Source organism: Aerococcus sp. BD502 (genome assembly GCF_057919555.1).
In genome coordinates, this window is sequence record NZ_CP147972.1 from 1,389,971 (window position 1) to 1,404,820 (window position 14,850).

Below are 14,850 nucleotides of genomic sequence, written 5' to 3' on the forward strand. Positions count from 1 at the left end.
GACATTGTAAGGCAATAGGGGGGAGTGGAAGATGAAGCAAACATTCGACAAAGATTGGATCCTGCATCCGGCAGGCGGCGATAGTGGCCAAGCTTTTATGGGCCAGCACAAGCAGGAGCGAGTCTTTTTGAAGCGGAATTCTTCTCCTTTTCTGGCTGCCTTATCGACGGAAGGGCTGACCCCACGTTTAGTTTAGTCCAAGCGCACAAGTGATGGTTCAACTTATTCCGCCCAAGAATGGCTGCCGGGGCGCACGCTAGAGGATGAAGAAGTCCGCCAGCCACAAGTTCAAGCCTTAATCAGGCATTACCAAGAATCCAATTACCTGCGGGCCATGCTAGAGAAGATTGGGGGCGAACGCTACCGTGCGCCGCGCTTATTAGCCCAATTGCAGACGGCTTTGGCGCCCACTTTAGGGTCGGAAACGCTGGTGATAGAAGCTTTAGCTTATTTAGAAGAAGAGCAGGAGGCTTTGCAGGCGGCTCCGCTCACCGTGAGCCATGGGGACTTGTGTGCGGAGAATTTCTACTTGGCGGATGATGGGCGTTTGTACTTGGTTGACTGGGATAATTGCCAATTGGCAGATCCCTATTTAGACATTGGCCAATTACTCGTGCACTATATCCCCCTAGCGGCTTGGACAGATTGGCTTAGGGCTTATCCCTTAGCGATTGAACCCCAAAGCTACCAGCGCCTGATTTGGTACGCGATACTGACCTTGCTGTTTTCCATTAACCAAGCTTGGGAAGCGCGTGAGGAAGAGGCTCTCCAAGCTCATTTTCAAAAGTTAAAAATCATTTACCAATACCGATCATTTCATTCGGTGACTTAGGCTCGTTATTCAACGGGCGTTCTTTTTATTAGAAAGAGAGGTGGACCATGCGCGTCAAACATAAACCTTGGGCCATTCCCATGCTAGAGGAACATGAAGATATCGTTATTGGGGAGCCGGAAACTTACCGAGGCCGTTGGGCGGAGGTTTTTAATAATGACCAGGACTTGGCCTTAGAAATCGGCACAGGCAAGGGGCAATTTATTGTTGAGATGGCCAAGCGCCAGCCCAAAACCAACTTCATTGGTCTCGACTTGCAAAGTGATGTATTAGTGATGGCCTTGAAGAAAATCCTAGCGGAAGACGAAGCCCTCCCTAATCTGCGCCTCTTGTGGTCGAATGGGCAAGATGTGGACCAATTTTTTGCTCCCCAAAGTATTGCCACCATTTATTTGAATTTTTCGGATCCTTGGCCAAAACGCCGGCACGCGAAAAGGCGACTGACTCATCCGCGTTTCTTAGCAGTCTACCAACGGATTCTAAAGCCCAAAGGTGTTTTGCAATTTAAGACGGATAATCGCTCGCTTTTTGAATATACGCTCATGACGTGGGCTAATGCGGGCCTTTATTTTGAAGACGTCCAGCTCGACTTGCATGCCGAAGAGGCGAGTGCCCAGGAAGAAGTCAAAACCGAGTACGAAGAGAAATTTATGGCAAAAGGCCAGCCCATTTATAAATTACGCGCCCATTTTCCGGAAAAATAGGCATAAAAAAAGCCCGCTGGGGGCTCAAATTTAAGTTAGAGGTGCGAGGCTAATAATGTTGCCGCTCTTGGCGTCGGCGATAAATTCGTATTGAACCAGGTGGCCGTCTTCCTTGCGGGAAATGCCGCCAAAGATCACCAGTTGTTCCTGGCCAAAACGCTGGGTTGACCGTGGATTCATCTCCACCCAAGAGCCTTCAATCGGGCCTTTTTTCTCAAATTCTTCTTTGACTTGGGCCAAAACATCCTGGCCCGTGACGGCTTGGTTAGTCAACCAGGCATCTAAAGCTAAAGCAGCGACGCTTCCTCCTAAGGCTAGGCCGCATAGGAAGAGGCTGCCGGCTAAGGCATAAGCTTTTCTTTTGTCGGTTGATGAGTTTTTTAGGAACATGAGCAAACCTCCCTCATTTTTGGCCAGTATATCATATTTTTAGCGCCTTGTCTTATGAGTGGCCTTGATAGAACTTCGGTGAAGCTAGACCCATAGGGAGACTAAAGGAATCGTTAATTTTATGAGCATCGCTTTAAGGATTGTTAGGAATTATGATACAATAGGTGCAGTTTATTTAGGCAATATTTAAGAGAGCATGTGGTGAAAGGAAGTTATCGAATGTGGATTGGGATCTATAATCCTAAAGGCGTTGGCGATGTTTTAATGCTAACGCGTGGCGAATTGGATAAAAAGCAGTTGGCTTGGGAGACGATGGCGGGGATTACGCGCCTCTATAACCGAGACACTGATGAAACGATGGGCTATAATTTCCATGATGTTTCTAAGGAAATCAGTCTGGAGGGCCAAGGGCAAGTGGAATTGAGTCAAAGTCAATTAGATACTCTCAATCAACGCTTGTATGAGCAAGGCTTTGAGACGATTGAATTGAATACTGATTCCCGCCTCGTCGTGGGCGAGGTGAAAACTTGCGTGCCCCACGAAAATTCCGACCACTTATCCATTACAGAAACCGAATATGCGCCCGGAAAAACAGCGCAAATTGTTTGTGGTGCGGCGAATGTTAGGGCCGGCATGAAAGTGGTCGTGGCCCTGCCAGGAGCTGTTATGCCCGATGGCCTCGTTATTTGGCCGGGCGAACTACGGGGCGTAAAGAGCAAGGGCATGCTCTGCTCCCAATATGAATTAGGCTTAGATCCCGAGCATCGTATCAAGGGCATTGCCGAAGTTAAGGCCAATATCGAAGTCGGCACGCCTTTTAATCAATTAACTTCTGTTTCCTTTGTGAGCGGCGAGGACGAATAAGACTAGGGGAGGGTTAGTGATGACCAATAAGCAGCACCAACACACTTGGTCCAAAAACTCTGTCCCTTTCTACCGACATGAAGGCCAAAAGGATACTCCCAAGGCGGACGGACCCCAAGCACCCCCGCCTTTTCCCAATTATTTAAGCCGGCAGGGGCGCCGTCTCCTCACCCAAAAAGCGTACTTGAAGCCTGAGCGGCGGCGTCAACCGGCCTACTATGAAAAAACGCAGACTTGGCAAGCGGGGAAGCCGATTCGGATCAAGGTGCCGCGGGAGAAGGGGCAGGCAGCGGAGCTACCAAGGCCCGCCATTTGCAGAAAAAACAGCAGAAATATGAAAAAATTCGGGAAGACTTAGCCATGTTTCAAGCTTTCCAGCATCGCCGGCCTTTCCGCCGGTCCTATGTGCCCAGTTTACTCGCCCAGCAAGCGAAAAATGTACAAAAAAAAGCCCAGTCCCCACGTGGCGACCAAGGGAGTCAGCAGGCTAAGGACTAGGGAATTTTGGAATGGAGTCAAAAATGACAGAGAAGAAACGTTTTTATTTTATTGGCATTAAGGGCTCAGGCATGAGTGCCTTGGCCTTGCTCTTGCATGGGATGGGGCATGAGGTGCGTGGCTCGGACGTGGAAAAATATTTTTTCACTGAGGACGGCCTCAGGTCAGCGGGTATTCCGATCTTATCTTTTTCGCCGGCCAATCTGGAGCCGGGCTGGGAAGTTATTTTAGGCAATGCCTTCCCCGATGACCATCCAGAAGCTGTTGCTGCGCGGAAATTAGGCCTGCCCATGGCCCGCTACCATCAATTTTTAGGCGCCTTGCTTAAAAATTACACGAGTGTGGCGGTGACTGGTTCACACGGGAAAACCAGTACGACCGGCCTTTTGAGCCATGTCTTGAAGGCTCAAGGCCCTACGAATTACCTCATTGGCGACGGCACCGGTCATGGCGAACCGGGAGCCGAATATTTTGCTTTGGAAGCTGATGAATACCGGGCGCACTTTTTGGCCTATGAGCCTACTTATGCTATTTTTTTGAATATTGATTTTGACCATCCAGATTACTATGCTTCCATCGACCAAGTCTATGAAGCCAACCGGAAGTTCGCTAGGCAGGTAAAGGCTCAAGGCCTCCTTTATAGTGGGGACCCGTACTTGGCGAAATTCCAAGATCTCAACAACATGCTTTATTACGGCTTTCAAGATGACGATGAGATCCAAGCTATCCATATTGAACGGTCCGCAGCAGGCGCTCAATTTGATGTTTTAGTGCATGGCGAATTTTACGGCCACTTCCAGATTCATGCTTGTGGCGATCACAATATCTTAAATGCCCTGGCCGTCATTGGCTTTTGTGCTTTGGAAAACTTTGAAGCAGCCAGTGTCGCCGAAGCTCTGGCTAGTTTTAAAGGGGTCAAGCGCCGCTTTAACATCACGGAAAAAGCTGGCTATACCCTGGTTGATGACTATGCCCACCATCCGAAGGAAATTGAAGCTACCATTGCGGCTGCCCGCCAGCGCTTCCCCAAAAAGCCAGTGTTTGCTATTTTCCAACCCCATACCTATTCTAGAACCTTAGCCTTGTTGGATGATTTTGCCAAAGCTCTCAATCAAGCCGATAGGGTCTATGTCTGTGATATTTTCTCTTCGGCCCGCGAGCAAGACAACCATCAAGTGAGTGCGGATGATTTACTGGACCAGCTCACGGTTCCTAAAGCGCACCTGCATCTTAAAGACATTGAAACATTAAAAGCTCATCAAGACGCTGTTATGCTCTTCATGGGAGCGGGGGATGTACCCAAATACAAGGAAGCTTTAGAAGAGAAGCTATAGGCCATTGGTCACTTAAAAACCCCAAGAGCTAGCGCTTTGCTAACTTTTGGGGTTCTTCTTGTTGTGGGCTTCCTAGAAGCCGTCATGAGTTTTCATGAATTCAATTTCCGCCGGTGTCGATTCACGGCCCAGGGCTTTATTGCGGTGGGGGAAACGACCAAATTTCTCAATAATATCTGCATGGGCTTGCGCAAATTTTAAGGAGCGCTCCAGGCCTGGCTGGTCGAATAATTCCAGGGCTTGTTTTTGAATTTTCATGGATTCAGCATGCATGAAAGGCATGATAATGAAGCTGTATTCCTCAGCGCTCAAGCCGCTCGTGTCGCATTGGCGCAAGCATTCTTGGGCTAGGGCAAGAGCTAGGGGATCCGAGGCAAAGGCCTTTCCTTCCCCGCGAAACATGTTTCTAGAAAACTGATCCAGGACAATAATTTCAGCCCGGCGGCCATCGAGATGCTCACGCCATTCCGCCGTCTCACCGGCCATGATCGCTTTGTGCAAGGAAAGAAAACGGCGCTTAATCTCGTCGTCTAGTTGCTTATCTTTCATGAAGTGCTGTTTAGGCTCAAGTTCATCAAACCAGAAATGGAGTACATTTGTTGGATTCATTTTATCCCTCCTGCTGCTAGTTTAGCATAATGGGTCTTTAACGGAGACTAAAAACCCTCAAGAAAGGTGGTTTATTTTGCGCATTCAAGCTGCTATTTTACATATTTTTGATCCTCATTTAAATGAGCCGGTCTATTCGGTGGCGGGGCTCGATTTACAGGAGGAGTATATTTTTGACTATATTAAAGCCAAAGTGGAAAAGTGCCTGAGCAGTCCCCAGCAGAAGCAATGCCGGTTGGCTGAGGAGGCGGACTTCCATCAAAAAGCCCTAGAGCTTGGCGAAAATTTCCTAGCCACGTCCCAGGCCATGTCCAGTCAACTGTTTGCCCTCGTCCGCCATAATCCAGATATTCCGCCGGCTGATTTACTGTGGGTGAAATTACTGCTTTGGGATATGCCCTTTGTGGCTTGCTTCAAACTGAACCACCAGGAGCAAATGACCCACCACGTCCAGCAAAAGGAAGAGGGCTTGGTGAATGAATTACTGCTGCACCATAGTATCCTTCCCAAGGGCAAGCAGGCCCTCGATGAGTGCTTTCTCTATTGCCTGCCGACGCGAGAATGCTTTGTTTTGGAGAAGAAGCATCTCATGGAAGAAACGGGTGAGCGGGAGTTTTATTTCAGTGAAGCTTTTCTGAAGCTGCCCCTGCAACCCGCGGTCAAAGACCAGCTCAATGCCGTCAAAAAAGCGGTCAAAAAAACAGCCCAGAGTTTCAATGAAGACGCCTATGAAGTCTTAGCGCGAGCGAAGGAGGAAACCGTGGACGCTGTGATGGCGGATGAAGTGATTAATCACCCCCGTCTGGCCCAGGCTTTCTTTCCCGAAGAGCCAGCCAAGCAAGCTAGCTACTTAGAAGAAACAGCTAATTTAGGCATGCCCGAAGAAAGTCCTGCCCCTAAAACGATGTTGTCGGCACGAATGAATCGGCAAAAATTAAAACTAGGCAATGGGATTGAATTGCTAGTACCTCTAGAGCTTTTCCATGAAAAAGACGCGGTCGAAATTATCAATCAGCCGGACGGCACCTTAAACATTATTTTGAAAAATATCGAAGACATCGAAAATCTTTTTTAAACCGTGCATAATAAACAGTTGTTCAGTATAATGGCATTGAGGAGGTGGGCATGGAAATTGACCGATGGCAAGACGGCCAGGAGCGGTTCAAGGCTTTGCCCTTAGTGCATCGCTTGAGTATTTTAAGTCTGTGGTCGGCGACGGCCATTGTGGGTCGCGTGCTCTGCAGTGGCCTGCCCAATGTGCAGCCGGTTACCGTGATGATAATCCTAGCGACACCACTATTTGGCTTAGGGAATGGGATACTGGTAGCTTTATTAATTATGCTGCTCAGTAATATTTTACTCGGCTTTGGCTTGTGGACTGTGGCGCAAATCTTGTCTTATGCATTGATCGTTTTAATCACTGGTTTTCTCGAGCGGTTTTTCACCCAGCGTTGGCCCTGGTTGGAGGTCCTTTGGGCGGGCTTAGCCGGGTATTTATATGGTTTTATTATCTCCCTGCTAATGCTTTTCTTGTTTGGGTTGAAGACGCCGTTCTGGCCCTATTACCTGAATGGCTTGCCTTTTGATACCTTGCATGCCTTAGGGAATATCGGTTTTATGTTGGTGCTAAGACCAGTGGTTCGACGCTTGTTAAAAGAGCGCTTGTTGTTTTAGTTTTTGAGGAGGATGGACATGACTTATCCAAATACTTGGGATTTAGAGGCAATGTATCCAGGCGGTGTCGAAGGAGAAGCCTTCCAAGCCTTAATTCAAAAAGCCGCGGATGAAGGGCAGAAATTAGCCCAAGCTTTGGCGGATTTTTCCGCAAAGAGCCAGGAAGTTGGCCAGGAACTGGAGGCCTTGGTGCAAGGTATTGAGCATTATGAGCCTTTGCTTTCGGAATTATTTACGTATAATCAAATGTGTGCCGATGTGAATGTGCGCGATGAAGCCCCAGTTTTAGTGAGAAGTCAACTTACGCGCCTGGTGGAGCCGTACGAATTGGCCTTGCTTAATTTCTACCGGCAATTGGGCGAAATTCCAGAAGGCACTTGGACGGAAATCCTTGAAAAGTCGGAAAAATTGCATACTTTGGCTTTTAATTTGGAAGAAATGCGGCAAAAAGCCCAACGTCTATTAGCGCCAGAAACAGAAGATTTGTTAACGAAATTGAAGCCGGATGGCCTGGCAGCTTGGTCCAATATTTACGATACCGTCAACAGCAATATGACGATTCCGGTAGAAATTGACGGTGAAGAACAGGAATTTTCCGTGGGCCAAGTTTTAAACCGTTTCCAATCGGATGAAGATCCAAAGATGCGGGACCGCTTCTTTATCGCTTGGGAAAAAGCCTTCAGTGAGGAAGGGCAAGTCTTCCAAGATATCTTAAATCACTTGGCAGGCTACCGGCGCACCGTGCAAAAAGCGCATGGCTATGAGGACTTTTTGAGTGAGCCTTTGGAAATGAGCCGCATGCAAAAAGCGACGCTAGAAGCCATGTGGCAAGCTGTGGACGAAGGCAAGGAAGCCTTTGTGAAATACCTGCGTGCCAAGCAGGACTTTCAAGGTTTAGAGGAATTGGGCTGGCAGGATTTCGAGGCCCCATTGACATTCCCGGATCAGGCTGGTAAAACATATACGTGGGATGAGGCTTGCGAATTTGTGATTACGCACTTCCGTGAAGTCAGTCCGAAAATGGGGGCCTTTGCTGAGCACGCGATTAAAAGCGGCTGGGTAGAAGCCAAAGACCGGCCAGGGAAGCGGCCGGGGGCTTACAATTCGAGCAGCTTACAAAATGGGGAGTCGCGGGTCTTTATGACCTTCACGGGCTCGGCTTCCGATGTTAGTACGCTGGCCCACGAATTAGGCCATGCCTTCCATACGGAAATGCTTAGGGAGAGCCGGCCATGGTGGCAGCGAGGCTATGCGATGAATGTGGCCGAAACGGCCAGTACCTTTGCGGAAACGGTCGTGGCTAATGCGAGCTTAGCGGCCAGTGAATCCGCGAAGGAACACTTGCAGCTTTTAAGCGGAAAATTAGAGAATCCGGTGGCCATGTTTATGGACATTCACGCGCGTTTTCTCTTTGAGAAGTCCTTCTATGAGGAGCAAGCCCAAGGTTTTGTCAGCGAGAGTCGTTTGAACGAGCTGATGGAAGCCGCCCAAAAAGAAGCGTTTGGCGGCGCTTTGGATACTTACCATCCGCATTTCTGGTGCAGTAAATTGCACTTCTTCATTGATGATGTGCCTTTCTATAATTTCCCTTATACGTTTGGCTATCTTTTCAGTATGGGCATTTACCAAACTCTAACGAAAGACATGTCCACCTTTGAAGAGCGCTATATTGCCTTGCTGGAAGACACAGGAGCCATGAGTGTGGAAGACTTGGCCAAGAAGCATTTGGGCGTGGACTTAACCCAGCCTGATTTCTGGCGGCTCGGTGTCCAAGCAGCGGCTCGGGATGCGGAGGCTTTCCAAGAAGAAATAGCAAAAAATAAATAATGAAGAGGTAAAAAAGTGGAATATGAAACACTACAAGCCCTCCTTCCTCTAAAGGATAAGGGTGTTATGCGTTTAGGCTTAGAAACCATTGACCAATTGATGGCTTTGTTTGACCATCCGGAAAATAAACTGCCCACGATTCATGTGGCGGGGACCAATGGCAAGGGGTCAACGTGTAAAATGCTGGCAACCATTCTCCAGGAAGCTGGCTATTCGGTTGGCCTCTACACCTCACCATCCATTATGACGTTCAATGACCGCATGCTGGTGGATGGGGTCGAGGTGAGTGATGAGGAGCTCCTCTGGGCGGCCCAGGAAATTCGTGAAGCGGTCGCAGGCACCGATTTGGTGTTTACTGAATTCGAAATGTATACCGCCATGGCTTGGCTGATTTTTGCTAAGCGAGACGTTGACCTAATCGTGCTTGAAGTCGGCATGGGGGGTCGGATTGATGCCACCAATTTAGTCAAACAGCCTTTGGTATCGGTTATTATGAAAATTGCCATGGACCATGAGGATATTTTAGGTCATACCCTAGCGGAAATTGCGGGGGAAAAGGCTGAAATCATTAAAGCTCATCGCCCCGTGGTGGCCTACCCTGGCCAAGATGAGACCGTCTTCCCAGTCTTTGAGGAGAAGGCGGCCGCTTGTGAGGCGCCGCTCATTTATCCTGATTTTGACGCCTTGTCTTATGACTTGGACGTGGCGCCCAAGCAAACCTTCACTTACCGCGGTGAAACGTATACCTTAAACTTTTTAGAGGAGCACCAAATTTGGAATGCGACGGTAGCCTTAGAAGTTATTGCCCAACTGCAAAAGCAGGGTTATGATATTAGCCAAGCAGCAGTTAAGGAAGGCCTCGCAACGGTGACTTGGCCGGCTCGCTTTGAGTGGATTCATACGAAGCCTGATATTATTATCGATGGCTCCCACAATTTAGATGGCATTACCGGCTTAAAAGACAGCTTGCTGCGCTATTTTAAGGACAAGCGTCGCATTGGGATTATGGGGCTCTTAGCGGATAAGGATACGGAACATATTGTGGCCGAGATTGCGCCGGTTTTCGATACTATAATAACCGTGCGCTCCGATTCCGATCGAGCTTGGAGTGCTGAAGATTTGCGTAAGCAGATTGTTCGTTATAGCCAAAAATCATATGGTACAATTACGGAAGCGTCGACCTACCAGGAGGCCTTAGATCTCGCTCTTCAAGCGGAGCAAAATTCGGCTGAAGACAGCATGATTACGATCTTTGGCTCCTTCTATTATGTTGGTTTGATGCGTGAATTGATTATTAAACAGTTAAAGGGTGGTCGTAGTGAATAAGGAAAAAATTGAAAAAGCCGTACGAGAAATACTCATTGGGGTTGGCGAAGATCCAGATCGTGAAGGCCTGGTTGAAACACCAGCACGCGTCGCTCGTATGTATGAGGAATTACTCGATGGTTACCGCCGCGAGCCGGCTAAGCATATGGCGAAGCAGTTTACTGCGCCAGATAGTGAGTTTGTGCTCGTGAAAGATATTCCTTTCCACTCCATGTGTGAACACCACATGCTACCTTTTTACGGCAAAGGGCATATTGCCTATATCCCCAAAGATCATAAAGTGGTGGGTTTGAGCAAATTAGCGCGCATTTTAGAAGATATTAGCTTGAAATTGCAATTGCAAGAGCGTATTACGAATGATGTCGCGAATACGATTGCTAATAATCTGCCGGTGGAAGGCGTCTTCGTGGTGCTGGAAGCGGAACATATGTGCATGTCTATCCGGGGTGTGCATAAGGAAGGGGCGAAGACCGTCACGAAGTGCTCTCTGGGTTGCTTCCAAACAGATAAGGAATTGCGTAAAGAAGTCTTCGATATGATTCGGTCCTAATTTATGGCAAAAGATTTTATTCATCTAGAAGGCCTAGAGTTTTATGCCTACCACGGGGTCTTCCCCGAGGAGGCAAAACTCGGCCAGCGTTTCCTAGTTAATGTGCATTTAGGAGTCGATCTCAAAGCTGCCGGAGAGAGTGATGAAGTCAAGGACACGGTTCACTATGGGGAAGTTTATGAGACAATTCAAGCCGTGGTTTTAGAGGAGCGCTTTGCCTTGATCGAAGCTTTAGCCAGTCGTATCGTCCAAGAAATTTTCAAAAGCCAGCCGCTCGTAGAAAGCATGCAGCTCGAAGTCATTAAACCCGATCCGCCGATCCCTGGCCACTACGACCAGGTGGCTGTCGAGTTGAATCGAGAGCGAGCTGACGTCTTAGGGGAGGATAAGGATGCGTAAAACACGGCAGTCGGCCGTTATTGCTTTGGGCAGTAACATTGAACCTCGAGAAGAATATTTAAGGGACGCCTTGGCCCATTTGCGTCGTGTTGCGGGCGTTGAAGTAAGCCAAAGCTCTCCTATTTATGAAACCGTCCCAAAAGGCTACGCCGACCAAGCCGATTTCTTAAATATGGTGGTAGAAGTCGAAACCTTATTACCGGCTAATGATTTGCTCAGTGCCTGCCAGGCCATTGAGAAAGCCTTGCACCGGAAACGCACCATTAAAAATGGGCCGCGGACGATTGATTTAGACATCATTCTCTATAGCCAGGAACACTATCAGACCGAACGGCTAACCGTCCCCCACCCCCGCATGCAGGAGCGCGCTTTTGTGCTCTTTCCCTTAGCGGATATTCTTCCTGAGCGTCTAGTGCCCGGCTTTTCCAAAACTGTGTTACAGTTAAAGCAAGCATTACCAGAAGAAGAGAAAGCTGATGTCCGCCTTTACCCGTCATCTTTGGATGACTAAATTTCTGGCAAAGGCCGGCCTAAAGCTCGATAAGGAGTGAAGCCAATGGTAGAAGCCAAGCAGATGTCAACAGATTTATCGCCTAAAGAATTGGAAAGCCTCGCTGCCAAAGCTGCCTTAGAGGTTCAAGGGGTGCTTGCGACCCGCGGCTCTGCCTTCCAGGAAGCTGAAGCTGAAATGGTGCAAAAAGCCCTAGAAAAACAACGTGAAGTGAGCGGCACCCAGTATGATGAGGTGAAGCTGGACAAGAAAATTTCAGAAGAGGAAATGACGTCTGGTGTTGACGTTCAGGGCACGCCCACCCGTGGTTTAACCATGACTATTGGTATTGTGGTAGCCTATGGGGAAAATATTCCCCAAATATATGAAAAAATTATTAGTAATGTGCAAAAAGCCCTGCGCGAAAAAACTGGCTATGGGGATGCGGACATCACGGTGCGTGTTGAAAACATTATGAAGGAAGAAGACTTCCATCGCCTTCACTATAAGCAAATCTAGAACTTTAAAAAGAGCTTTCGGGCTCTTTTTTTGCTCGTTTTTGTTTTCAATGCCAGCCTTTGCTAAACTGTAAGAATAGGGAGCAGTGATTTTTTCTAAGCTCATGCCCCAATTTTATGGTCTAGTGAGAGCTAGTATTTGAAGGAGAATATAATTTCCATGAAGAAAAAAATTCTATTATTTGATGGCAGCTCCTTAGCCTTTCGGGCTTTTTATGCTTTTCGAGATATTGAGCGTTTTACAAATTCTGAAGGCTTACATACCAATGCCTTGTATGCCTTTCATTTAATGTTTCAAAAAGTATTGGAGCAGGAAGCACCGACCCACGCCCTAGTGGCTTGGGATGCTTCACGAACTACTTTCCGTACGGAGTTGTATGCCGATTACAAGGGCGGCCGGCAGAGTGCTCCGGACGAATTCCGCGAGCAGATGCCTTATTTTAATGTGCTCTTGGATGCTTTTGGGGTTTGCCATACGGAATTAGCCAATTATGAAGCTGATGATATTATCGGGACCTTTGCTCGCTTAGGCGCCGAAGCCGGCTATGAAGTGGTGATTATTTCCGGGGACCGTGACTTGATTCAATTAGCCGGCGAGCAGGTTCGCGTGGATATTACCCGCCGTGGGGTGACCCATTTGGAGAGTTATACCCCTGCGAGAATCGAGGAAGAACTGGGTCTCAGCCCCCAGCAAATCATTGATATGAAAGGTCTAATGGGAGATTCCTCCGATAATTATCCCGGTGTTACGGGTATTGGTGAAAAAACGGCTCTGAAATTGCTCCATGAATACGGCAGTATGGAAGGGGTATATGAGCATCTTGCTGATATTTCTGGGAAGAAACGCCAGGAAAATTTGCGGAAGGAGAAAGAACAGGCCTTCCTGTCTAAAAAATTAGCGACGATTGATACGTCCGTCCCGGTAAAGGTTCAATTAGCCGACACCACTTATGAGGGCAGTGATGTGGAAGCTCTCCTGTCTTTTTATAAGGAGATGGATTTTGAGCAATTTACCACAAATTTGCTAGAAGAGCACGATATTCAGGATCCCGAGATGGAGGACCGGCCTCCCGTTCATGTCAAAAGGGCCGAAGACGAAGCGGATTTAAAAGCTTTCTTTGAGGAAGAAGTAGTGAAGACATTCTTCATTGAGAGTTTTGAGGCCAATTACCATGTGGCGGAGCCCTTAGCGGTGGCCTTTGCGAGCGAGGAGGCTTGTCTCGTGGCTGAACCAGACCTGGCCTGGGAAAGCCCTAGTGTCAAAGCCTGGCTGGCCGATGACAGCCAGGAGAAAATCGTTTTTGATGTGAAGCGGCTTATTATTCTCCTTGTCCGGCAAGGCTTAACCTTAGCTGGGGTTTCGGATGATATTTTAATTGGGGCTTACTTACTGCACGCGCGTGACTATGCCGATGACTTAACTGAAGTTGCCCGGGAATTTAAGCAGCAGGCCTTAGCCTATGATGAAACGATCTACGGCAAAGGAAAGAAACAGCAATTGCCAGAAGATGCGGAGCTTCTTGAGCATTTGGCTAGGAAATGCCAGGCGATTTTAAACCTTCGCGAGCCCATTTTGGAAGAACTTAAGCAGCAAGATATGCACGACTTGTATGCCAAGATGGAATTGCCGCTGGCCTTTGTCTTAGCAGGTATGGAGGAAGCTGGGGTGCAGGTGGACCGGGCTTGCCTCAGTGCCATGCAGGAAAAATTGCAGGCCAAACTTGATGAATTAATTGCTGCCATTCACCAAGAAGCCGGTCATGAATTTAATGTCAATTCCACCCAGCAATTGAGTGATGTTTTGTTTGAAGAGCTGGGCCTGCCTGGGGGCAAGAAAACGAAGAGCGGCCGCTATTCAACGGCCCAGGCAGAATTAGAAAAATTAGCCGGGCAGGCACCAATTATCGAATACCTACTGACCTACCGGCAATTAGCTAAATTGCAGTCGACTTATATTGAAGGCTTGCAGGATTATATTTTAGCCGATGGTAAGATTCATACGCGTTTCACCCAAACCCTAACCACGACGGGGCGCTTGAGTTCGAAGGACCCTAACCTGCAAAACATTCCGATCCGAACCCCAGAAGGCCGGCAAATTCGCCAAGCCTTTGTCCCCAGCCAGCCAGGCTATGAAATTTATAGCTCAGACTACTCCCAAATCGAGTTACGGGTGTTGGCCCATATCTCTGGAGACAAGCATTTGCAGGAAGCCTTTAAGGCGGGCAAGGATATACACCGGGCGACGGCCAGCCGCGTTTTTGGCATCGAACCTGCTGAAGTCGGGGCTAATGAACGCCGGAGTGCGAAGGCCGTGAACTTTGGCATTGTTTATGGCATTAGTGATTATGGTTTGAGTCAAAACTTAGGGATTAGCCGGCCAAAAGCCCAGGACTTTATCGATAGTTACTTCGAGAGTTTCCCGGGAGTAAAAAAATATATGACGGCAATTGTTGAAGAAGCCCGCGAGGCGGGTTATGTAGAGACCTTATTCCATCGCCGGCGCTACTTACCAGATATCAAGGCCAAGAATTTTAACCGCCGGCGTTTTGCTGAGAGAACGGCGATGAATACACCCATCCAAGGAACCGCTGCTGATATTATTAAGCTGGCCATGGTGAAGATGGCGGAAGTCCTTAAACAAGAAAATTTACAGGCCCGCTTGCTCTTGCAAGTGCATGATGAATTAATTTTTGAAGCCCCCGCCGAAGAAATTGCTCGCCTGGAAGAACTCGTGCCCCAAGTGATGGCTGAAGCGGTCGACTTAACCGTCCCTCTGACCGTAGAAACGAAGCATGGTTCGACCTGGTACGATGCCGATTAAAAGAAAGGAGGGGA

17 protein-coding genes and 1 pseudogene are annotated in these 14,850 nt (G+C 48.2%); 16 read left to right on the top strand and 2 right to left on the bottom strand.

What is annotated here, in order from left to right; genetic code table 11:
- Positions 1–31 precede the first annotated feature (31 nt).
- The 3 genes and pseudogenes from WF803_RS06535 (at position 32) to trmB (ending at position 1,536) form a co-directional block, all read left to right on the top strand.
- Positions 32–196: a hypothetical protein gene (locus tag WF803_RS06535; RefSeq protein ID WP_489610725.1), complete on the top strand. Its 165-nt coding sequence runs from the start codon at positions 32–34 to the stop codon at positions 194–196.
- 30 nt (positions 197–226) lie between these two features.
- Positions 227–832, top strand: a pseudogene (locus tag WF803_RS06540) (phosphotransferase family protein); the annotation flags it as partial.
- Between the two features lie 47 nt (positions 833–879).
- On the top strand, positions 880–1,536 hold the full coding sequence (gene trmB, locus WF803_RS06545) for a tRNA (guanosine(46)-N7)-methyltransferase TrmB (protein ID WP_489610726.1): 657 nt from the start codon (positions 880–882) through the stop codon (positions 1,534–1,536).
- Positions 1,537–1,566: 30 nt separating this feature from the next.
- Here the strand turns inward: trmB and WF803_RS06550 are convergent, their stop codons facing one another.
- Positions 1,567–1,926 (bottom strand): hypothetical protein, encoded by a 360-nt coding sequence (locus WF803_RS06550; RefSeq protein ID WP_489610727.1) that lies wholly within the window; start codon positions 1,924–1,926, stop codon positions 1,567–1,569.
- A gap of 219 nt (positions 1,927–2,145) precedes the next feature.
- On the opposite strand from WF803_RS06550, the gene ytpR reads away from it, so the two are divergent.
- Genes ytpR through murC form a run of 4 tightly spaced genes read left to right on the top strand, consistent with a single transcriptional unit; the run spans position 2,146 to position 4,622 of the window.
- A complete protein-coding gene (gene ytpR, locus WF803_RS06555) occupies positions 2,146–2,790 on the top strand; it encodes a YtpR family tRNA-binding protein (RefSeq protein WP_489610728.1) in 645 nt (214 codons plus the stop codon).
- A gap of 19 nt (positions 2,791–2,809) precedes the next feature.
- Positions 2,810–3,148 (top strand): hypothetical protein, encoded by a 339-nt coding sequence (locus WF803_RS06560; RefSeq protein ID WP_489610729.1) that lies wholly within the window; start codon positions 2,810–2,812, stop codon positions 3,146–3,148.
- 2 nt (positions 3,149–3,150) lie between these two features.
- A complete protein-coding gene (locus tag WF803_RS06565) occupies positions 3,151–3,288 on the top strand; it encodes a hypothetical protein (protein WP_489610730.1) in 138 nt (45 codons plus the stop codon).
- Positions 3,289–3,311: 23 nt separating this feature from the next.
- The gene (gene murC / locus WF803_RS06570) at positions 3,312–4,622 is read left to right on the top strand and encodes a UDP-N-acetylmuramate--L-alanine ligase (RefSeq protein ID WP_489610731.1); all 1,311 of its coding nucleotides are present in this window, start codon (positions 3,312–3,314) and stop codon (positions 4,620–4,622) included.
- Between the two features lie 72 nt (positions 4,623–4,694).
- Here murC and WF803_RS06575 read toward each other — a convergent pair whose 3' ends face one another.
- The gene (locus tag WF803_RS06575; protein ID WP_489610732.1) at positions 4,695–5,231 is read right to left on the bottom strand and encodes a DUF924 family protein; all 537 of its coding nucleotides are present in this window, start codon (positions 5,229–5,231) and stop codon (positions 4,695–4,697) included.
- 76 nt (positions 5,232–5,307) lie between these two features.
- Between WF803_RS06575 and WF803_RS06580 the strand changes: the two genes are divergently transcribed.
- From WF803_RS06580 to polA, 9 genes are all read left to right on the top strand, one after another.
- Positions 5,308–6,306 (top strand): nucleoid-associated protein, encoded by a 999-nt coding sequence (locus WF803_RS06580; protein WP_489610733.1) that lies wholly within the window; start codon positions 5,308–5,310, stop codon positions 6,304–6,306.
- A gap of 50 nt (positions 6,307–6,356) precedes the next feature.
- A complete protein-coding gene (locus tag WF803_RS06585; RefSeq protein ID WP_489610734.1) occupies positions 6,357–6,905 on the top strand; it encodes an ECF transporter S component in 549 nt (182 codons plus the stop codon).
- Positions 6,906–6,923: 18 nt separating this feature from the next.
- Positions 6,924–8,732 carry a M3 family oligoendopeptidase gene (locus tag WF803_RS06590; protein WP_489610735.1) on the top strand — a complete coding sequence of 603 codons (1,809 nt, stop codon included), beginning with the start codon at positions 6,924–6,926 and terminating at the stop codon, positions 8,730–8,732.
- 15 nt (positions 8,733–8,747) lie between these two features.
- Positions 8,748–10,058: a bifunctional folylpolyglutamate synthase/dihydrofolate synthase gene (locus tag WF803_RS06595; RefSeq protein WP_489610736.1), complete on the top strand. Its 1,311-nt coding sequence runs from the start codon at positions 8,748–8,750 to the stop codon at positions 10,056–10,058.
- Positions 10,051–10,608, top strand: coding sequence for a GTP cyclohydrolase I FolE (gene folE, locus WF803_RS06600; RefSeq protein WP_489610737.1), 558 nt, complete (start codon positions 10,051–10,053; stop codon positions 10,606–10,608). The genes WF803_RS06595 and folE overlap by 8 nt, the downstream gene beginning before the upstream one ends.
- Positions 10,609–10,611: 3 nt before the next feature.
- On the top strand, positions 10,612–11,007 hold the full coding sequence (gene folB / locus WF803_RS06605; RefSeq protein ID WP_489610738.1) for a dihydroneopterin aldolase: 396 nt from the start codon (positions 10,612–10,614) through the stop codon (positions 11,005–11,007).
- On the top strand, positions 11,000–11,518 hold the full coding sequence (folK, locus tag WF803_RS06610; protein ID WP_489610739.1) for a 2-amino-4-hydroxy-6-hydroxymethyldihydropteridine diphosphokinase: 519 nt from the start codon (positions 11,000–11,002) through the stop codon (positions 11,516–11,518). Before folB ends, folK begins: the two co-directional genes overlap by 8 nt.
- 45 nt (positions 11,519–11,563) lie before the next feature.
- Entirely contained in the window at positions 11,564–12,016 is a 453-nt protein-coding gene (locus tag WF803_RS06615) for an Asp23/Gls24 family envelope stress response protein (RefSeq protein ID WP_489610740.1), read from the top strand.
- A gap of 159 nt (positions 12,017–12,175) precedes the next feature.
- The gene (polA, locus tag WF803_RS06620; RefSeq protein WP_489610741.1) at positions 12,176–14,836 is read left to right on the top strand and encodes a DNA polymerase I; all 2,661 of its coding nucleotides are present in this window, start codon (positions 12,176–12,178) and stop codon (positions 14,834–14,836) included.
- Positions 14,837–14,850 lie beyond the last annotated feature (14 nt).